This is a genomic window from Pseudomonas paeninsulae (assembly GCF_035621475.1).
Lineage (GTDB): Bacteria > Pseudomonadota > Gammaproteobacteria > Pseudomonadales > Pseudomonadaceae > Aquipseudomonas > Aquipseudomonas paeninsulae.
In genome coordinates this window covers 2,110,491-2,129,418 of record NZ_CP141799.1, presented here as the reverse complement: position 1 = coordinate 2,129,418, position 18,928 = coordinate 2,110,491, and the positions used below count along the sequence as shown (strand labels likewise).

Annotated in this window: 18 protein-coding genes; 6 read left to right on the top strand and 12 right to left on the bottom strand. The window is 59.4% G+C overall.

Translation table 11 applies throughout. The features are described 5' to 3' along the window. Positions 1-94 precede the first annotated feature (94 nt). Genes VCJ09_RS09880 through VCJ09_RS09870 form a run of 3 tightly spaced genes read left to right on the top strand, consistent with a single transcriptional unit; the run spans position 95 to position 1,714 of the window. Complete coding sequence (locus VCJ09_RS09880; protein WP_324734162.1) at positions 95-676, top strand: PilZ domain-containing protein; 582 nt, start codon at positions 95-97, stop codon at positions 674-676. A 10-nt stretch (positions 677-686) separates the two neighbouring features. Continuing rightward, complete coding sequence (locus VCJ09_RS09875; RefSeq protein WP_324734161.1) at positions 687-992, top strand: phosphodiesterase; 306 nt, start codon at positions 687-689, stop codon at positions 990-992. Further along, positions 989-1,714: a glycerophosphodiester phosphodiesterase gene (locus tag VCJ09_RS09870; RefSeq protein WP_324734160.1), complete on the top strand. Its 726-nt coding sequence runs from the start codon at positions 989-991 to the stop codon at positions 1,712-1,714. Before VCJ09_RS09875 ends, VCJ09_RS09870 begins: the two co-directional genes overlap by 4 nt. 101 nt (positions 1,715-1,815) lie before the next feature. On the opposite strand, the gene VCJ09_RS09865 is transcribed toward VCJ09_RS09870, so the two are convergent. The 10 genes from VCJ09_RS09865 to VCJ09_RS09820 form a co-directional block, all read right to left on the bottom strand. Continuing rightward, positions 1,816-2,781 (bottom strand): IS1595 family transposase, encoded by a 966-nt coding sequence (locus VCJ09_RS09865; protein WP_324731573.1) that lies wholly within the window; start codon positions 2,779-2,781, stop codon positions 1,816-1,818. Positions 2,782-2,981: 200 nt separating this feature from the next. Beyond that, positions 2,982-4,376: a Si-specific NAD(P)(+) transhydrogenase gene (gene sthA, locus VCJ09_RS09860; protein WP_324734158.1), complete on the bottom strand. Its 1,395-nt coding sequence runs from the start codon at positions 4,374-4,376 to the stop codon at positions 2,982-2,984. Between the two features lie 123 nt (positions 4,377-4,499). Continuing rightward, positions 4,500-4,730, bottom strand: coding sequence for a (Na+)-NQR maturation NqrM (nqrM, locus tag VCJ09_RS09855; protein ID WP_079201648.1), 231 nt, complete (start codon positions 4,728-4,730; stop codon positions 4,500-4,502). Then, positions 4,727-5,752, bottom strand: coding sequence for an FAD:protein FMN transferase (locus VCJ09_RS09850; RefSeq protein WP_324734157.1), 1,026 nt, complete (start codon positions 5,750-5,752; stop codon positions 4,727-4,729). Before VCJ09_RS09850 ends, nqrM begins: the two co-directional genes overlap by 4 nt. Positions 5,753-5,754: 2 nt before the next feature. Then, entirely contained in the window at positions 5,755-6,981 is a 1,227-nt protein-coding gene (gene nqrF, locus VCJ09_RS09845; protein ID WP_154067039.1) for an NADH:ubiquinone reductase (Na(+)-transporting) subunit F, read from the bottom strand. Positions 6,982-6,996: 15 nt separating this feature from the next. After that, positions 6,997-7,605: an NADH:ubiquinone reductase (Na(+)-transporting) subunit E gene (gene nqrE, locus VCJ09_RS09840; protein WP_079201646.1), complete on the bottom strand. Its 609-nt coding sequence runs from the start codon at positions 7,603-7,605 to the stop codon at positions 6,997-6,999. Then, positions 7,605-8,279 (bottom strand): NADH:ubiquinone reductase (Na(+)-transporting) subunit D, encoded by a 675-nt coding sequence (locus VCJ09_RS09835; protein ID WP_324734156.1) that lies wholly within the window; start codon positions 8,277-8,279, stop codon positions 7,605-7,607. Before VCJ09_RS09835 ends, nqrE begins: the two co-directional genes overlap by 1 nt. Next, positions 8,276-9,064 carry a Na(+)-translocating NADH-quinone reductase subunit C gene (locus tag VCJ09_RS09830; protein WP_324734155.1) on the bottom strand — a complete coding sequence of 263 codons (789 nt, stop codon included), beginning with the start codon at positions 9,062-9,064 and terminating at the stop codon, positions 8,276-8,278. Before VCJ09_RS09830 ends, VCJ09_RS09835 begins: the two co-directional genes overlap by 4 nt. After that, positions 9,057-10,268 carry an NADH:ubiquinone reductase (Na(+)-transporting) subunit B gene (locus VCJ09_RS09825; protein WP_324734154.1) on the bottom strand — a complete coding sequence of 404 codons (1,212 nt, stop codon included), beginning with the start codon at positions 10,266-10,268 and terminating at the stop codon, positions 9,057-9,059. The genes VCJ09_RS09830 and VCJ09_RS09825 overlap by 8 nt, the downstream gene beginning before the upstream one ends. Before the next feature lie 3 nt (positions 10,269-10,271). Next, positions 10,272-11,609: a Na(+)-translocating NADH-quinone reductase subunit A gene (locus VCJ09_RS09820; protein WP_324734638.1), complete on the bottom strand. Its 1,338-nt coding sequence runs from the start codon at positions 11,607-11,609 to the stop codon at positions 10,272-10,274. Between the two features lie 272 nt (positions 11,610-11,881). Between VCJ09_RS09820 and VCJ09_RS09815 the strand changes: the two genes are divergently transcribed. Then, positions 11,882-12,442, top strand: a complete 561-nt coding sequence (locus VCJ09_RS09815; RefSeq protein WP_324734153.1) for a chalcone isomerase family protein — start codon at positions 11,882-11,884, stop codon at positions 12,440-12,442. Positions 12,443-12,507: 65 nt separating this feature from the next. On the opposite strand, the gene VCJ09_RS09810 is transcribed toward VCJ09_RS09815, so the two are convergent. Next, positions 12,508-13,974 carry a glyceraldehyde-3-phosphate dehydrogenase gene (locus tag VCJ09_RS09810; protein ID WP_324734152.1) on the bottom strand — a complete coding sequence of 489 codons (1,467 nt, stop codon included), beginning with the start codon at positions 13,972-13,974 and terminating at the stop codon, positions 12,508-12,510. 149 nt (positions 13,975-14,123) lie between these two features. Here VCJ09_RS09810 and mfd point away from each other — a divergent pair, with 149 nt between their 5' ends. Continuing rightward, positions 14,124-17,561 carry a transcription-repair coupling factor gene (mfd, locus tag VCJ09_RS09805; protein ID WP_324734637.1) on the top strand — a complete coding sequence of 1,146 codons (3,438 nt, stop codon included), beginning with the start codon at positions 14,124-14,126 and terminating at the stop codon, positions 17,559-17,561. 10 nt (positions 17,562-17,571) lie between these two features. Next, complete coding sequence (locus tag VCJ09_RS09800; RefSeq protein WP_324734151.1) at positions 17,572-18,111, top strand: CsiV family protein; 540 nt, start codon at positions 17,572-17,574, stop codon at positions 18,109-18,111. A gap of 73 nt (positions 18,112-18,184) precedes the next feature. Here the strand turns inward: VCJ09_RS09800 and VCJ09_RS09795 are convergent, their stop codons facing one another. Then, on the bottom strand, positions 18,185-18,922 hold the full coding sequence (locus VCJ09_RS09795) for an S-methyl-5'-thioinosine phosphorylase (RefSeq protein ID WP_079201637.1): 738 nt from the start codon (positions 18,920-18,922) through the stop codon (positions 18,185-18,187). Positions 18,923-18,928 lie beyond the last annotated feature (6 nt).

Genomic DNA, 18,928 nt, shown 5'->3' with positions numbered 1-18,928 from the left:
GTGGGGGCTGATTCGAGGGAAAGAGGAACGTCCTTGTGGCGGGGCTTGGCAAGCGGCCTTACACTCAGACCACTACTGCTGCCATGGGTTCGCCATGTCGATTCAAGATGAAGATGACCGCCGCGAATACTATCGTATCGACGATACGATCGCACTGGAATTCACCCCATTGTCAGGCGCCGAGGCCCTGGCCAGCGACGAGCTTCATGACAGCTCGCCACTGTTCAACCTGCTCAGTGAACTGCACCTGCTGGACTTCGAGTCGCAGCATTTGTTGCGCCATATCAGCGAGCGCGACCGCACCCTGGCCAACTACCTCAAGGTAATCAACAAACGTATCGACCTGCTCGGCCAGGCCGTCGCGCAGAGCCTGTTGCGCGATATCGGCACGCCGAGACGGGTCTGCCTGTCCGAGGGCGGAGTGAGCTTCAACAGCAGCCAAAGCCTCGACATAGGCACCCACCTGGCGATCAAGATAGTACTGATGCCGCAGGCACTGGGTCTGCTATTGAGAGCCAAGGTCATACACTGCCAGGCAGTCGCCGAGCAACAGTTCGAGATCGGCACCGAGTTCGAAGCCTTGACCGACGCACAGCGCCAGTTACTGGCCCGGCATATCTTCCAGCGCCAAGCCTTGGAGCGCCGCCAGGCCCGTGAACAGCCCCAGCCTCAGTGACGAGAACCCTATGCCACGCCTTTTCCTTGCATTGATAATGTTGTGCCTGCCGTTCGGCGCTATCGCCGAAACCCTGCAGATCCCCCTCGGCGAGCAAGGCGCCGCCACCGTTGCACTCCCTCAGCCTGGCGAATCGCAGCGCTCGGTACTGGAGCGTTTCGGCCTGGCCGATGAAGAACACCGCGCAGTCGGCAGCCCACCGATTAGCCGCTGGGATTACCGCGAGTTCAGCGTGTACTTCGAGTACGACCACGTCATCAACAGCGTGCGCCACCATCAACCGCGCACCAGCTACCCTGCAAAGGAGCAACCGTGACCCTGATCTACGGCCATCGCGGCGCCAAAGGCGAAGCACCGGAAAACACCCTGATTAGCTTCCAGCAATGTCTGGAGCATGGTGTGCGCCGCTGCGAACTGGACCTGCACCAGTCGCGCGACGGCGAGTTGATGGTCATTCACGACCCAACCCTAAAGCGCACCACCGGCCATCGCGGCAAGGTGGTCGAACACGACGCCGCTGAACTGGCCAACTATGACGCCCGCAAAGGCGGGCCTGGCTGGAAGACCCCGTGCCCGATTCCACGCCTGGCCGAGCTGTTCGAGCAATGCGACTTCGAGCACTGGCAACTGGAAGTCAAAAGCGCCTCGAAAGTCCGTGCCGCGCGGTTGGTCGAAGCGATTGCCGAGCTGACCGCCCGTTATGGCCTGACCGAAAAAGTCACGGTCACCTCAAGCTCACGGGAAGTCCTGGGTGCACTCAAACACCTGACACCGCAACTTGCCCGCGGCCTGGTGGCGGAATATGCCTGGCTCGACCCGCTGAAAGTGGCCCAGCACTATGACTGCAGCCTACTGGCGCTGAACTGGACCCTGTGCACTCCGGAGCGCCTGCTCAAAGCGCAGAAAGCCGGTTTGCATGTCTCGGTCTGGACGGTCAACGAACCAGCACTGATGCGCCGACTCGCCGATTTCGGCGCGGACAGCATAATTACCGACTTCCCGGGGCTAGCGGTGCAGACGCTGCAACCAAACACGTAGATTGGACCGACCGCGCAGACTGAGCGTCGCGAAGCCTGACATGCAGAGCTCCCGGTGCCGCCGGATGGATAATCCTCTCTGCAAAGCAGGCAATAAAAAGGCTATGTACCCTTTAACTGTTGCATGGGCCGGCCCACCGCCTCCTGCAGACAAAACTCTGGCTGAATGCGCTTTGTGTACCGCTCCAACATGCGGCGCCAACCCAGGTAGTTAACGAGGTACTTGGTCGCAACCCCATGAAAGCGCGCCATCCAGCCCTTCAGCCGACTGTGATAAGCGTTGACGTTCTGGATATGAAAAGCCGCTTCCTGGACGCGTAACCCCGGCCTCGCATACACCACCTTGTGGGTGATCCCGTTGCGGCGTGCAAATGCCGCATAGATTGCTGCGCCATCAGTACAGAGCACCGACGCTTTATCCACCAAAGGCCTTAGCGCGGCACTTACATGGGCGGCGTCGAGCTTCTCCAACTGAAAGTCAGCGGTATGTCCTTCACGGTCGCGAACAACCAAAACGGGTATCTGATCCGGCCCCGTTCCGCGTGTCTTGCCCACACCCCCGCGTTTACGGGGTGGGCGCGGCATCTCGCGCTGACCTTTGAATGACTCGAGAAAGAACGTTTCGTCGGCCTCGACAATGCCGCTTTCACGCGCATCGTGATGCGCCGCCACATCATGCAAAAACCGATGTCGCCAGCGAAATGAAGTGTTCTTGCTGACGCTGCAGTGTCGGGCCGCCGCTCTCACGGTCAATCCAGCAATGAGGGCTTGGGCATAATCCAGCCAGCAGTCCTTTTTGCGTAGGCGCGCCAAGGGTGTTCCAGTCAATGCATTGCACGTGCGCCGACAGACCTTGCAGCGATAGCGCTGCAAGCCACCACTGCGGCCCCATGAGGCCAGTTGCGCGGCGTCGGCGGCACAGTGCGGGCAGGCTTTCAGATCAGGGATGAGCTCTTCAAAGCCATCTCGCTGCACGTTGATCTGGAGAAAATGCTGAACGATGGACTTCTGTTTGATCGTGAGGCGATCAAGCCGAGCCAGTAGGTGTTGAAAGGGTTGGGCATCCATAACGGCACTCCTTGATGAGCACACGTCTTCAGTCTAGGCCTTGCAACAGTTAACGAGTACATAGCCAATAAAAAACCGGCCACAGTGGGCCGGTTTTTTATTGCTGCCTGGTCAGAAACTCTCCCGGTTAGGCCAGCGCCACGCCGAAGAGTCACTGAACGGATCTTCCCCGACCGGCTCAGGCCACCGATCGGAGCCGGTCAAAAAAGCCGGTTGAGACCGTCGAACGCCGCCACCCGATAGGCTTCAGCCATGGTCGGGTAGTTGAAGGTGGTGTTAACGAAGTACCTGAGGCTGTTGGCCTCACCCTTCTGGTTCATGATCGCCTGACCGATGTGCACGATCTCCGACGCCTGATAGCCGAAACAGTGCACGCCCAGCACTGCGAGCGTTTCGCGGTGGAACAGGATCTTCAGCATGCCGACCGGCTCGTTGGATATCTGCGCCCGCGCCATGCTCTTGAAGAATGCCTTACCTACTTCATAGGGGATCTTGGCCTGGGTCAGCTCGCGCTCGTTCTTGCCGATCGAGCTGATCTCCGGGATGGTGTAGATTCCGGTTGGCACATCATCGACGAAACGCCAGCTGTCGTTCTCAACGATATTGCCAGCCGCCGAGCGTCCCTGGTCGTAGGCCGCACTGGCCAGACTCGGCCAGCCAATCACATCGCCAGCAGCGAAGATATTCGACACCTCGGTACGGTAATTCTGGTCGACTTCTACCTGCCCGCGGCTGTTGACCTTGATGCCGATGTTTTCCAAGCCCAGCTTATCGGTGTTGCCGGTTCGGCCGTTGCACCAGAGCAAGGCGTCGGCTTTGATCTTCTTGCCCGACTTGAGATTCAGGATCACACCGTTGTCGACACCCTCGATGCTTTCGTACTCTTCATTGTGGCGAATCAGTACATTGGTATTCCGCAGGTGATAGCTCAGCGCATCGGAGATTTCCGCATCGAGAAAACTGAGCAATTGATCACGGTTGTCGATCAGATCGACCAGTACCCCGAGACCGCTGAAGATCGACGCATATTCGCAACCAATGACCCCCGCCCCATAGATAATCAGCCGCCGCGGCGTGTGACTGAGGGTCAAAATGGTGTCGCTCTCGTACACCCGCGGATGGTTAAAATCGACATCCGCCGGACGATAGGGGCGCGAACCGGTAGCAATGATGATCTGCTTGGCCACCAGCTTTTCCACCACGCCATTGGCGCAGACTACGTCGATAGTCTGGTCGTCGGCGAAACTACCAGTGCCGAAGAACAGGTCGATGCGATTGCGCGCGTAGTATCCGGTGCGCGAGGCCACCTGTTTGCTGATCACCCGCTCGGCACTTTTGAGCACATCGGGGAAGGAAAACCAGCGCGGCTCGCCGATCTGACGAAACATCGGGTTGGTATTGAACTGCATGATCTGGCGCACCGAATGGCGCAAGGCCTTGGACGGGATGGTGCCCAGGTGGGTGCAGTTGCCGCCGACCTCGCGGCGGCTATCAACCACCGCCACCTTGCGCCCCGCCTTAGCGGCGTTCATTGCCGCGCCCTCACCCGCCGGGCCAGAACCCAGCACCACTACATCGTAGTTGTAGACCGCCATGTTTACTCCTTCAGATCACACCGGAGCGCTTGTGCCGCACTCTCGGCAGGGCCAGTACTGCATCAGCAGCCTGGCAATCGATACGTGATTCAACAGCCTGACATGCAGGCCGGCGAATGGCGATTAGCGCTTGGTCGCGTCGTAGGCGAGCTCGCGGGTATTGGTCTCGGCGGGCGAACTGTTGACTTCTTCGCACTTCTCGCGACTCCCGCCGCAAATCGAGCACTCTTTCTCGATACCCAGATTGGCAATACCACCACAGGAACCGGCTATCGGTTTACCCCCCATGATCACGCCAACTGCCATCAGCGACACCACCAACAGCATGGTGAAAAATACGATCAACCAAATCATTGCTCTTCTCCTGCAGCGAACAGCTGCTCGAAAGCCGTGGTACTCCGTGTGACGAAGCCCTCGCCCTCACGGGTCACGAAAAATGCCGCGATGCCGGCCTGCTCAGCGTAGGCAAAACCTAGCTCGGGCCCCAGCACCATCAACAATGTAGACAAGCCATCGGCGCGCAAGGTCGATGGATCGGCGACTGTCACCGCCGCCAACTTGTGGGTGATAGGCGCGCCGGTGTGCGGATCAAGCGTATGCGAGTAGCGCACGCCATTTTCCTCGAAATAATTACGGTAATCACCCGAGGTGGAAATACCGTAACCATCCAGTTGCAGAATCTTCTGCGCGACCCGCTGATCATCGCGTGGCGCCTCGATGGCAATGCGCCAAGGCTGTCCATCCGGCTTCTTGCCGACGGCCTTGAGTTCCCCGGTGACGTCCACCAGATAATTAGCGACACCCAGTTCAGCGAGGCGAACGCTTATTTTATCGACCGTGTAACCGGCGGCGATACTGTTGAGATCCAACTGCAGATCGACATCCTTGCACAGTTGCTGCCCGTCTATGCGCAGATGCCGATAACCACTGCGTTGACGCGCCTCAACCAATTGCTCAGCGGTCGGCACACGCTCGACCCGCGCCTGCGGACCGAAGCCCCATAGGTTGAGCAAGGGTTCGAGAGTGGGATCAAACACGCCGTCACTTTCCCTGGCCAACTGCAGACCCGTGCGCACAACCTCGAGCATCCCTGCGGGAACCGCCATACAGCTGCCCGCCGGTGCCCGGTTGAACGCGGAGATAACCGAGTCGTCTCGGTAGGTGGACATCTGCTGGTCGACTTCGGCAAGAACCGCCTCGGTCTCGTCCTTGATGGTCAGCCCATCGGCAACGCCTTCGCCGGTGACATATTTGACCGAATAGGTGCTACCCATAGTGGGGCCGCCGAACTCTTCGACCGTCTCAGAATGCAAACAGCCCGTTAGGGCTGCCGCAAGAGCGACAGCGATAACGGGCTGGAATACCACTAACTTCATGCCTAGCCGCCGAAGTCGTCGAGCAGGATATTCTCCTCCTCCACACCCAGGTCGACCAACATCTTGATCACGGCCGCGTTCATCATTGGCGGGCCGCACATGTAGAACTCGCAATCTTCCGGAGCCGGATGCTCCTTCAGGTAGTTCTCGAACAGCACGTTGTGGATGAAGCCCTTCATGCCGGACCAATTGTCTTCCGGCAGTGGATCGGACAACGCCAGGTGCCACTTGAAGTTGGGGTTCTCTACCTGCAACTGGTCGTACTCTTCCACGTAGAAGGCTTCACGCATGGAGCGTGCGCCATACCAGAAGCTGATCTTGCGCGTCGACTTGAGGCGCTTGAGCTGGTCGAAGATGTGCGAACGCATCGGCGCCATACCGGCGCCACCACCGACGAAGATCATCTCGGCATCGGTGTCCTTGGCGAAGAACTCACCAAACGGACCGTACACGGTGACCTTGTCGCCAGGCTTGAGGCTGAAGACCCAGGAGGACATCTTGCCCGGTGGCAAGTCGTCCTTGCCCGGTGGTGGTGAGGCAATACGGATATTGAACTTCACCAGACCGACTTCTTCCGGGTAGTTGGCCATGGAAAAGGCACGAATCGTGGTCTCTTCGACCTTGGACACGTACTTCCACTGGTTGAACTTGTCCCAGTCGCCGCGATACTCCTCCTGAATATCGAAGTCCTTGTAATGCACTTTGTGCGGCGGACATTCCAGCTGGACATAGCCACCCGCGCGGAAGTCGACGTTCTCGCCTTCCGGCAATTTCAGCGTCAGCTCCTTGATGAAGGTGGCCACGTTCGGATTGGACAACACCGTACATTCCCACTTCTTCACGCCGAAGACTTCTTCCGGCACCTCGATCTTCATGTCCTGCTTGACCGGAGTCTGGCAGGACAGACGCCAGCCAGCCTTGGCTTCGCGGCGAGTGAAGGCAGCTTCTTCGGTCGGCAGCATTTCGCCGCCGCCGCTTTCCACTACGCACTTGCACTGAGCACAGGTGCCACCGCCGCCACAGGCGGACGAGAGGAAGATATTGTTGGACGCCAGGGTCTGCAGCAGCTTGCCGCCAGCAGGTACCACAATAGTTCTTTCGCCATTGATCTCGATGCTCACATCACCGCTGGAAACCAGCTTGGCGCGCGCAGCCAGAATAACCAGCACCAACGCCAGCACGATGCCGGTGAACATGCCGATGGCGAGAAAGATTTCGTAATTGATCATCTATTCATCCCGTCCTTACAACTGCACGCCGGAGAAGGACATGAAGCCCAGAGACATCAGACCGATGGTGATAAAGGTGATGCCCAACCCCTGTAGACCTGCCGGTACGTCGCTGTACTTGAGCTTCTCGCGAATGCCTGCCAATGCAGCAATCGCCAGCGCCCAGGACAGACCTGAACCGAAGCCATAAACGGTACTTTCCGCCAGGTTGTAGTCACGTTCCACCATAAACAGGGTGCCGCCCATGATGGCGCAGTTAACCGTAATAAGCGGCAGGAACACGCCGAGGGCGTTGTACAGCGCGGGCACGTACTTATCCAGAAGCATCTCGAGGATCTGCACGATAGCGGCGATCACGCCGATATAGCTGAGCAGTCCGAGGAAGCTCAGATCGACTTCCGGCAAGCCGGCCCAGGCCAGTGCACCGTCTTTCAACAAGTAGGTGTAGATCAGGTTGTTCGCAGGAACGGTGATGACTTGCACCACGATCACCGCGATACCCAGACCGATCGCCGTTTCTACTTTCTTCGAAATGGCGATGAAGGTGCACATGCCGAGGAAGAAGGCCAACGCCATGTTCTCGACGAATACCGCCTTGGCCAGCAGGCTAATGTAATGTTCCATTAATAGGCCTCCTTATTCGATACTTGCGCTGCCATCTTGAAGCTCGGCTGTTCGACCTGCTCTCTCTTCCAGCTGCGCAGGGCCCAGATAAACAGGCCGATCAGGAAGAATGCCGAAGGTGGCAACAGCAGCAGACCGTTAGGCTGATACCAGCCACCATCGTTGATCACCGGAATGATTTCGAAGCCCATCAGCTTGCCACTGCCAAACAGCTCGCGAACGATGCCCAGCATGATCAGCATGGCGCTGTAACCAATACCGTTACCGATACCGTCGAAGAACGACAGCACCGGCGGGTTCTGCATGGCAAAGGCCTCGGCACGGCCCATCACGATGCAGTTGGTGATGATCAGACCGACGAACACCGATAGCTGCTTGGACAGACTATAGGCATAGGCCTTGAGCACCTGATCCACCACGATCACCAGCGAGGCGATGATCACCATCTGCACGATCATGCGGATCGAGCTAGGAATCTGGCTGCGAATCATTGAAATAAACAGGTTGGAAAAACCTGTCACCAGGGTCAGGGCAATCGACATCACCAGTGCGGTCTGCAGGTTGGTGGTCACCGCCAGGGCGGAACAGATACCAAGAATCTGCAGGCCAATGGGGTTGTTATTGAAGATTGGGTCCAGCAGTACTTGTTTGATCGTGGGTTGCGACATGATCAAGCCTCCCCTGCACGCAGGTTAGCGATAAACGGGCCGAAGCCATTCTGGCCAAGCCAGAATTTCAGCAGATTGTCCACGCCCTTGCTGGTCAAGGTCGCGCCGGCCAATGCATCGACCTGATGCACCGCCTTCGGGCTTTGTGGGTCGACGCCGCCTTTGACGACCGCTACGGCAAGTTTGCCGTCCTGGTCAAACAGAGTCTTGCCTGGCCACTGGCCTTTCCACTTCGGGTTATCCACTTCGCCACCCAGGCCCGGGGTCTCGGCATGCTGATAGAAGCCCATGCCAGCCACGGTATTAAGATCGCCCTTAAGTGCAATAAAACCGTACAGCGTTGACCACAAGCCGTAACCGCGTATTGGCAGAATCACGGTGTCGACCTGGCCATCCTTTTCCACCACATACACCGTGGTGTAATGCTCCAGACGCTTGATCGAAGCGATATCCTGCTTAGCCGGCAGAACGCTGGAAAGCTTGGGATCCTTCGAGGATTTCAGCGGATCGAAGGTCACTGGATCCTTGGCATCGGTGAACTTGCCACTTCGCAGATCCACGAGCTTGGCGGTAATGGTGCCTTTGAACATGTCTTTGACTTGCGCACTCGACATACTCGCATCGCCCAGCCCGGCGATAGCCAGGATGCTGCGCTGTTTATCCAGCAGACGGTTGCTCACCTGAGTCGGCTTGAGCGCCACAGCGGCGCCGGCGACGAACACCGAGCACACCAGGCAAACCAGCAGGGCCACCGTCAACGTGCGGGCGGTAGATTCTTTTTGACTAGACATTGCGTGCCAGCCTCCGCTTGATATTGGCTTGAACGACGAAGTGGTCGACCAGCGGTGCGAACAGGTTGGCGAACAAAATCGCCAGCATCATGCCTTCCGGGAATGCAGGGTTGACCACGCGGATCAACACCACCATGACGCCGATCAAGGCACCGAAAATCCACTTGCCGGTATTGGTCATGGACGCCGACACCGGGTCGGTGGCCATAAAGAACATACCGAAGGCAAACCCACCGACGACCAGATGCCAGTACCAGGGCATGGCGAACATCGGATTGGTGGTCGAACCGAGGGTATTGAACAGCAGGCTGAGGCCGATCACACCCAGCATCACTCCGACGACGATGCGCCAGGAGGCGATCTTGGTAATCAACAGCACAGCGCCGCCAATCATGATCGCCAGCGTGCTGGTTTCGCCCAAGGAACCATGGATGGTGCCGACGAAGGCGTTCATCCAGCTGATGCCATTGCTCAGTACGTTCTCGATGCCACCGGCGGCGGCCAGGCTCAGCGAGGTCGCGCCAGCGAAGCCGTCGACCGCAGTCCAGACCGCATCACCCGACATCTGCGCCGGGTAGGCGAAGAACAGGAAGGCACGACCGGTCAGCGCCGGGTTGAGGAAGTTCTTGCCAGTACCGCCGAACACTTCCTTGCCAATCACCACACCGAAGCTGATACCCAGCGCCACCTGCCACAACGGAATGCTGGGCGGCAAAATCAGGGCGAACAGCACGGAGGTGACGAAGAAACCTTCGTTGACTTCATGCTTGCGGATCGAGGCAAACAGCACTTCCCAGAAACCGCCAACGATGAAAATCACCGCATAAACCGGCAGGAACCAGGCAGCACCCTGGATGAAGTTATCCCACAGGCTGTTTGGGTCGAAACCGGCCAGCGCGCTGATCACCGCGAAGTGCCAGCCTTCCTGCGCTGCCAACAGCTCGGGGCTGCCGGCGAAAATCAGGTTGGCCTGGTAACCGGTGTTCCACATACCGAAGAACATCGCCGGGAAGGTACACAACCAGACGATGATCATCATGCGCTTGAGGTCAATGCCGTCACGCACGTGGGCAGTGGTTTTGGTCACGCTACCGGGGCGATAGAGGAAGGTGTCGAGCGCCTCGTACAAGGCGTACCACTTCTCGTACCTACCACCCTTCTCGAAGTTGTGCTCGATCTTGTCGAGGAATTCGCGAATACCCATGGGTTAACCCTCCTTCTCGATACGGGCGAGGTTATCGCGCAGGATCGGGCCGTATTCATATTTGCCGGCACAGACATAGCTGCACAGCGCCAGATCTTCTTCGTCGAGCTCGAGACAGCCAAGCTTCTGGGCCATTTCGGTATCACCAACGATCAGGTAGCGCAGCAGTTGCGTCGGCAGTACATCCAGCGGCATCACTTCTTCGTAGTTGCCGACCGGCACCATGGCGCGCGGGCTGCCGTTGGTCGTGGTGGAAAACGCGAACTTCTTCGCCGCCGCCAACTTGGAAACAAAAACATTCAACACCGAATGCTTGTTCACCCCGGCGCGCAGGTAATGCAGCATCTCGCGGTCATTACCCTCTGCCAGGCACGACACCTGCAGGTGATAACGCCCCAGATAGGCAAAAGCACCCTGGGCGGTACGCCCGCCAAGCACCGAACCGGAAACCACGCGGTTAAAACCAGACTGCAATTGACCTGCGGTCAGCTCATCCAGACTGGCGCCCAGGCGAGTACGCAACAGACGTGGCTGCTCAACCACCGGACCTGCCAGGGCGACTACACGCTCGACCCACAACTGCCCGGTCGCGAACAACTTGCCGACGGCAATCACGTCCTGATAGTTGATCGTCCAGACACTCTTGCTGGCATTGACCGGATCGAGAAAGTGGATATGGGTGCCTGGCAGACCAGCCGGATGCGGTCCGGCAAACGCCTCGGTCTGCACCTTGCTTAGCTGCTCACCCGGCAGGCTGCTGCCAGCGGCCTTGCACAGGAAGACCTTGGCCAGATTGCTCAGCACCTTGAGACCGTTTTCGAAATCAGCGGCATATTCGCCGATGACCACCGCTGGATCAGCCGCCAACGGCTGGGTATCCATGGCTGCGACGAAAATAGAGCGGGGCACTGCATCTACCGCCGGCACCTTGCTGAACGGACGAGTGCGCAGTGCGGTCCAGAGACCAGACTGCAGGAGGTTTTCACGCACCTGCGCGTCACTCAAATCGTCCAGCTGCGTCAGTGGATAGCTGGCAAAGGTCACTTGCTCATCGCCGTCCAGGTCGATCACCACCGACTGCAGCACACGCTTCTCACCACGATGAATCGCACTGACCACCCCGGCGCCTGGCGCAGTGTAATCAACCCCTGCCGACCTCTTATCGGAGAACAGCACTTGACCGAGTTTGACTCGATCGCCGACCTGCACCTGCATTGTCGGCTTCATATCGTGATAATCGAAGCCGACGATGGCGACACTGCGTACCGGCCTTGCAGCCTCTATACGCTGCGCCGGCGCGCCTGTTATGGGCAAATCAAGCCCATGTTTCAATTTGATCATAGGTTTGCCTAACCACTGATTTATAAGCTTTTTTAGAAAACGGGCGGCATCTGGATGCTTAATAGCCATACCCACACCAATAACGTGATTGGCGCGGGTAATGATGCCGAGCGCGGGTAAAAAATCCGTTTGATTATAAAGATGCGCCCCCCAACTGACCACCCAAGCGCTTGCTTTTTTTGGGGTTTCTGCAATAGACCGAAACTGACGACTACTTGACTCAAAATGCCGCGTTGATGACATTCAAACATCGCGCCCCAAGGATGCTCACCATGCGCCGACTATTGCTCATCGCCGCCTTGCTCCTGCTCAGCCCCACCCTGCTTGCCAGTTCTGACGAGCGCTTGCGCCAAGCGGATTTCGCCCCACATACAACCCTGGAGCGAGCCAGCCTGGAGCGCAAAAACCAAAGCGTTCTGCGCTACCTGTGGGTCGACGTCTACGCCGCCGCCCTCTATGCAGAACCCAATGTCAGTGCAGCCCAGGCCCTTGACCGTCAACGCAGCATTCGCCTGGAACTCTATTACTTCCGCAAAATCCTGCGCAGCGACGTGATCGAGGCCGCCTGGACCACACTGAGAAGACAACATGACCAGGCTACGCTCGCGCGCCTGCGCAATGAATTGAATGCCTTGCACGCCAATTTCCTGGACATCAATCCAGGCGACCGCTACGCCCTCAATTACAGCGCTGACAGTGGCCTGAGCCTGGATCGCAACGGCAAAACCGCCTTTGCCAGCAGCAACCCGGAACTGGCCAGCGCCTACTTGGGCATCTGGCTGGCGCCCAACGGGCTCTCGGATAGCCTGCGCAGCAACCTGCTCAGCGACTAACCGACAAGCCTGAATAAAAAAACGGGAGCCAAGGCTCCCGTTTTTTCTTCAATTACCGCTAGCGCTTAGCGCGGAAAAGCCGGCGGGTTGACCCCAGCCATGTCTTCCATCACGCGAACTACCTGGCAGCTATAGCCGAACTCATTGTCGTACCAAACGTACAGGACAACGCGATTGTCATTGCAGATGGTCGCCTCCGCATCCACCACACCGGCGTGACGCGAGCCGACGAAGTCGGTGGAGACCACCTCCTGGGAATTGACGAAGTCGATCTGCTTGTGCAGATCCGAGTGCAGCGCCATGTAGCGCAGGTACTCGTTCATCTCTTCACGGGTCGCGGGCTTTTCCAAGTTCAGGTTGAGGATGGCCATGGACACGTTCGGCGTCGGTACGCGAATGGCATTCCCGGTCAACTTGCCCTTGAGTACTGGCAGCGCCTTGGCAGCCGCAGTGGCGGCACCGGTCTCGGTGATCACCATGTTCAGCGCGGCACTACGACCACGACGACTGCCCTTGTGGAAGTTGTCGATCAGGTTCTGGTCGTTGGTGTACGAATGCACGGTTTCGACATGACCATTGATGATGCCGTACTTATCATTCACCGCCTTGAGCACCGGCACGATGGCATTGGTGGTGCAGGAGGCCGCAGAAACGATCTTGTCGTCAGCCGTGATGTCGCCATGGTTGATGCCATGCACGATGTTCTTCAACGCGCCCTTGCCCGGCGCGGTCAGCACCACGCGATCGATGCCAGGGCAGGCCAGATGCTGGCTCAGGCCCTCGGCGTCACGCCACACACCGGTGTTATCCACCAGCAGCGCGTTGTCGATACCGTACTGGGTGTAATCCACCTCGCTTGGTGACTTGGCGTAGATCACCTGAATCAGGTTGCCATTGGCGGTGATGGTGTTGTTTTCCTCGTCGATGACGATGGTGCCGTCAAACGGACCGTGAACGGAGTCACGACGCAGCAGACTGGCGCGCTTGTCCAAATCGTTATCAGCGCCCCTGCGCACGACAATCGCCCGCAGACGCAGGCCATCACCGCCACCGGTTTTCTCAATCAGGATGCGTGCCAGCAGACGACCGATACGACCGAAACCGTAGAGCACCACGTCGGTGCCCTTGCGGGCCACGACATTCTGCTGACCGGCTACCGGCTCCAGTTCGTCACGCACGAACTGCTCGATGCTGCGGCCATTGGCCGCGTCCAGGTACTTGGCCACCATGCGGCCTAAATCCACGGAAGCGGCGCCCAACTTGAGTTCGCTCATGGTCTTGAGCATCGGGAAAGTGTCATGCACTGACAGCTCGGCATCGCCATCCAGACGGTGGCGTGCGTAGCGGTGGGCTTTGAGAATCTGAATGACCGAACGGTTGATCAGGCTACGACCGTAGATCGAGGTGACTACGTTGTTGTTGCGGTAGAGCTGGCCAATCAAGGGAATCATCGCTTCTGCGAGGGCTTCTCGATCGATCCACTCACCGAGACACTGGTCGGGATTCTGATTCACGGGCAGTACCTTCCACATGTAGGGGCTGAAAAAAGGGGCTACATTATGACGGCGTAGACAAACGCCGGCAATCTGCAACGGACGAAACACTGACAGCAACTAGCGCGGATAGTTACAATCGCGGGCCATGTCGCCATGACCGTGAGCCGCCCGTGCCTGTACCGCCCGTGTCCATAATGCGCCTACCGTCCCTGCCCGCCACCGCCGGAAAACAGCACTGGGGCAACCTGCCCGGCGCTGCCTTGAGCCTGGCGATTGCCGAAGCCGCCAGCGCCGCCAAACGCTTTACTCTGCTGCTGACCGCCGACAGCCAGAACGCCGAACGCCTGCAGCAGGAGCTGAGTTTCTTCGCCCCGGAGTTGCCGGTGCTGCACTTCCCCGACTGGGAAACCCTGCCCTACGACCTGTTTTCACCGCACCAGGACATCATTTCCCAGCGAATTTCCGCGCTCTATCGCCTGCCAGGACTGAAACATGGCGTCCTGGTAGTGCCTATCACCACCGCCCTACATCGCCTGGCCCCCAAGCGTTTTCTGCTCGGCAGCAGCCTAGTGCTGGACGCCGGCCAGAAACTCGACGTCAACGACATGCGCACCCGCCTGGAAGCGGCAGGCTACCGCTGCGTCGACACGGTCTACGAACACGGCGAATTCGCCGTGCGTGGCGCCCTGATCGATCTGTTCCCGATGGGCAGTGACCAGCCGTTTCGCATCGACCTGTTCGACGATGAGATCGAAACCCTGCGCACCTTCGATCCAGAAACCCAACGTTCGATCGACAAGGTCGAGTCGATCAAGCTGCTGCCGGCCCGCGAATTCCCCCTGGAGAAAAAGGCCGTCAGCGATTTCCGCGGACGCTTTCGCGAACGTTTCGACGTGGATTTCCGCCGCTGCCCGATCTACCAGGACCTGTCCACCGGCATCACACCGGCCGGCATCGAGTACTACCTGCCACTGTTTTTCGAAGAAACCGCGACCCTGTTCGACTACCTGCCACAGGACACCCAGGTATTTTCCCTGCCTGGGGTGGAAAAAGCCGCCGAGCACTTCTGGAGCGACGCACGCAATCGTTATGACGAGCGCCGGGTCGATCCCGAGCGCCCGCTGCTGCCGCCAGCCGACATCTTCCTGCCGGTGGAAGACTGCTTCGCCCGCCTGAAAGACTGGCCACGGGTCGTCATCAGCCAGGAGGACATCGAACCCGGCGTTGGCCGCCAGCGCTTCAATGCGCAGCCCCTGCCCGACTTGGCGATCCAGGCCAAGGCCAGCGAACCACTGGCCGCTCTGCGCCGCTTTATCGAAGACTACCCAGGCCGCATACTGTTCTGCGCCGAGTCCGCCGGGCGCCGCGAAGTGCTACTGGAACTGCTCGCCCGCCTCAAGCTAAAGCCCAGGGAAGTGGCCAACTGGCCGGAGTTCACGGCCGGCAAGGAGCGCCTGGGTATCACCATCGCCCCGCTCGACGACGGCCTGCTGCTCGACGACCTGGCCCTGATCGCCGAAAGCCCGCTGTTCGGCCAACGGGTGATGCAACGCCGCCGCCGCGAGAAGTCGCGTGACGGCGGCGACAATGTGATCAAGAACCTCGCCGAACTGCGCGAAGGTGCGCCCGTGGTGCATATCGATCACGGCGTCGGCCGCTACCTGGGCCTGGTCACCCTGGAGATCGACGGCCAGGCTGCCGAGTTCCTCGCGCTGATGTACGCCGAGGAAGCCAAACTCTATGTGCCGGTCGCCAGCCTGCACCTGATCGCCCGCTACACCGGCAGCGACGACGCCCTGGCCCCGTTGCACCGCCTCGGCTCGGAAATCTGGCAGAAAGCCAAACGCAAGGCCGCCGAACAAGTGCGCGACGTGGCGGCCGAACTGCTCGACATCTATGCCCGCCGTGCCGCCCGCGAAGGGTACGCCTTCGCCGACCCACAGCTCGATTACGCAACCTTCAGCGCCGGCTTCCCCTTCGAGGAAACCCCGGATCAGCAAACCGCCATCGATGCGGTGCGCGACGACATGCTCACCGCCAAGCCGATGGATCGCCTGATCTGCGGCGACGTCGGCTTCGGCAAGACCGAAGTGGCCATGCGCGCCGCCTTTATTGCCGTGCACAGCGGTCGCCAGGTCGCCGTGCTGGTGCCCACCACCTTGCTCGCCCAGCAGCACTACAACAGCTTTCGCGACCGCTTCGCCGACTGGCCGGTGAATGTCGAGGTGATGAGTCGCTTCAAGAGCGCCAAGGAAATCGCTGCGGCCATGCAGCAACTGACCGAGGGCAAAGTCGACATCGTCATCGGCACCCACAAGCTGCTGCAGGGTGACGTCAAATTCAACAATCTGGGCCTGGTCATCATCGACGAGGAACACCGTTTCGGCGTGCGCCAGAAGGAACAGCTCAAGGCCCTGCGCAGCGAAGTGGATATCCTCACCCTCACCGCCACGCCGATCCCGCGCACCCTGAACATGGCGGTGGCGGGCATGCGCGACCTGTCGATCATCGCCACCCCGCCAGCGCGCCGGTTGTCGGTGCGCACCTTCGTCATGGAGCAGAACAAGCCGACCATCAAGGAAGCACTGCTGCGCGAACTGCTGCGTGGCGGTCAGGTCTATTACCTGCACAACGATGTGAAAACCATCGAGAAATGCGCGGCCGACCTTGCCGAACTGGTGCCGGAGGCGCGTATCGGCATCGGCCACGGGCAGATGCGCGAGCGCGAGCTGGAACAGGTGATGGGCGACTTCTACCATAAGCGCTTCAACGTGCTGATCGCCTCGACCATCATCGAGACTGGCATCGACGTGCCCAGCGCCAACACCATCATCATCGAGCGCGCCGACAAGTTCGGCCTGGCCCAGTTACACCAGCTACGCGGCCGGGTCGGGCGCAGCCACCACCAGGCTTACGCCTACCTGCTGACGCCACCGCGCAAGCAGATGACCGTCGACGCGCAGAAGCGTCTCGAGGCGATCTCCGGCGCCCAGGACCTGGGCGCCGGTTTCCTCCTGGCCACCCACGACCTGGAAATCCGCGGTGCCGGCGAGCTGCTCGGCGACGGCCAGAGCGGGCAGATCCAGGCAGTCGGCTTTACCCTGTACATGGAAATGCTCGAGCGCGCGGTCAAAGCGATCCGCAAGGGCGAACAACCCAACCTCGAACAACCGCTGGGTGGCGGCCCGGAAATCAACTTGCGGGTAGCGGCGCTAATCCCGGAAAACTACCTGCCGGACGTGCATGCCCGGCTGATCCTCTACAAACGCATCGCTTCGGCCGCCGACGAAGACGGCCTGAAAGAGCTGCAGGTGGAGATGATCGACCGCTTCGGCCTGCTGCCGGAACCAACCAAGAACCTGGTGCGCCTGACCCTGCTGAAATTGCAGGCGGAAAAGCTCGGGATCAAAAAGGTCGACGCCGGCCCGCAAGGCGGTCGCATCGAATTCGCCGCCGACACCTGCGTCGATCCGCTGACCTTGATCAAACTGATCCAGGGCGCGCCGGCTCGCTACAAGTTCGAAGGCGCCACAATGTTCAAATTCCAGGTGCCGATGGAGCAGCCGGAACATCGATTTAATACCCTGGAAGCGCTGTTCGAGCGCCTGACTCCCTCTGCGTAAGGACTGACCCATGCGCGCACTCCGCACCCTGGCTTTGCTGCCGCTTATCCTGTTCTCGCTACTGAGCAGCACTGCCGCCTTAGCCGAGACCCTGTTTCAGGTTGAAATCATCGTCTTCCGGCAAACAACGCAGCAACTAGCCGCCGCCCGCCCCGCCCCCGACGATTGGGCACAAGGCGCATTGCCAATCGACCCCAACCAGGAGCGCGCCACCTCGCTGAATAATGAAGCGGGCAAACTCACCCCGGCGAACGGCTATAACGTGCTACTGCACAAAGCCTGGGCGCAGAGCATCGGCGCCAGCCCCACCAGAGTGGCGCTGAGCACAGGCACTGAACAATTCGGCCATTTTCCGGTAGAAGGCACCCTGAATCTCAAGCAGGATCGCCTTATCGACCTGGACGCCAAGCTGTGGGTCAACCGCTTCGATGGTAGCGGCCTGCTTAGCAGCAGCGAACTGATCAAGCACAGCGCGCGCCTGCAAAGCGGCGAACTGACCTACCTCGATCACGGCAGCCTCGGCCTGCTGGTGCGCATCAACCCGCTTTAAACGGTACGCATGGCGTCTTGCCTGCACAAAAAAAGGGCCGCGATAGCGACCCTTTTATTCACAGTCAAAATGCTCAGCCGGCCAGCACATTGGCCAAGACGGCCTTGACCCGGTCCATGCCCTCGTCCAGGGCGCGCTCGATCGCGGCCATGGTAATCAACACATTGGATTTACCCGCCGCCGGGTTCACCACCAACGCCAGACAGGCATAAGGCAACGCCAGCTCCCGCGCCAGAACCGCCTCGGGCATGCCGGTCATACCGACGATATCGCAACCATCACGTTCCATCCGGGCGATCTCGGCAACCGTCTCCAGGCGCGGCCCCTGGGTGCAACCATAGACTCCCTGCGCGCTAAAAGCGCAACGCTCGGCAGCTAGCGCTCCGGCCAGTTTCTCCCGCAACCCAGCATCGTAAGGGTGGCTGAAATCCACATGGGTGACATGTTCCAGCTCACCCTCATAAAAGGTGTGCTCACGCCCCGAGGTGTAGTCGATTATCTGGTGCGGCAGACAGAAATGCCCAGTGCCCATGGCCGCCTGGATGCCACCAACCGCATTCACCGCAATAATCGCCTTGGCACCCGACTGCCGGAGCGCCCAGAGATTAGCGCGATAGTTCACCTGATGCGGCGGGATCCGGTGCGGGTGTCCATGGCGGGCAAGAAACAACACTTCCCGGCCGGCATACTCACCCCGCAATACCGGTGCCGAGGGAGCACCGTAGGGGGTATCAACATGCAGCGCAGCTTTAATGGTCAGCCCATCAAGCCGGGTCAAACCAGTACCGCCGATTATGGCGTAGACAGTCATCAAACT

What these genes read in the sequence shown, in the direction of transcription:
- VCJ09_RS09880 (WP_324734162.1), top strand. Translation starts at nt 95, where the DNA reads ATGTCGATTCAAGATGAAGATGACCGCCGCGAATACTATCGTATCGAC.
- VCJ09_RS09875 (WP_324734161.1), top strand. Translation starts at nt 687, where the DNA reads ATGCCACGCCTTTTCCTTGCATTGATAATGTTGTGCCTGCCGTTCGGC.
- VCJ09_RS09865 (WP_324731573.1), bottom strand. Translation starts at nt 2,781, where the DNA reads ATGGATGCCCAACCCTTTCAACACCTACTGGCTCGGCTTGATCGCCTC.
- sthA (WP_324734158.1), bottom strand. Translation starts at nt 4,376, where the DNA reads ATGGCGGTCTACAACTACGATGTAGTGGTGCTGGGTTCTGGCCCGGCG.
- nqrM (WP_079201648.1), bottom strand. Translation starts at nt 4,730, where the DNA reads ATGATTTGGTTGATCGTATTTTTCACCATGCTGTTGGTGGTGTCGCTG.
- VCJ09_RS09850 (WP_324734157.1), bottom strand. Translation starts at nt 5,752, where the DNA reads ATGAAGTTAGTGGTATTCCAGCCCGTTATCGCTGTCGCTCTTGCGGCA.
- nqrF (WP_154067039.1), bottom strand. Translation starts at nt 6,981, where the DNA reads ATGATCAATTACGAAATCTTTCTCGCCATCGGCATGTTCACCGGCATC.
- nqrE (WP_079201646.1), bottom strand. Translation starts at nt 7,605, where the DNA reads ATGGAACATTACATTAGCCTGCTGGCCAAGGCGGTATTCGTCGAGAAC.
- VCJ09_RS09830 (WP_324734155.1), bottom strand. Translation starts at nt 9,064, where the DNA reads ATGTCTAGTCAAAAAGAATCTACCGCCCGCACGTTGACGGTGGCCCTG.
- VCJ09_RS09825 (WP_324734154.1), bottom strand. Translation starts at nt 10,268, where the DNA reads ATGGGTATTCGCGAATTCCTCGACAAGATCGAGCACAACTTCGAGAAG.
- VCJ09_RS09820 (WP_324734638.1), bottom strand. Translation starts at nt 11,609, where the DNA reads ATGATCAAATTGAAACATGGGCTTGATTTGCCCATAACAGGCGCGCCG.
- VCJ09_RS09815 (WP_324734153.1), top strand. Translation starts at nt 11,882, where the DNA reads ATGCGCCGACTATTGCTCATCGCCGCCTTGCTCCTGCTCAGCCCCACC.
- VCJ09_RS09810 (WP_324734152.1), bottom strand. Translation starts at nt 13,974, where the DNA reads ATGTGGAAGGTACTGCCCGTGAATCAGAATCCCGACCAGTGTCTCGGT.
- VCJ09_RS09800 (WP_324734151.1), top strand. Translation starts at nt 17,572, where the DNA reads ATGCGCGCACTCCGCACCCTGGCTTTGCTGCCGCTTATCCTGTTCTCG.
- VCJ09_RS09795 (WP_079201637.1), bottom strand. Translation starts at nt 18,922, where the DNA reads ATGACTGTCTACGCCATAATCGGCGGTACTGGTTTGACCCGGCTTGAT.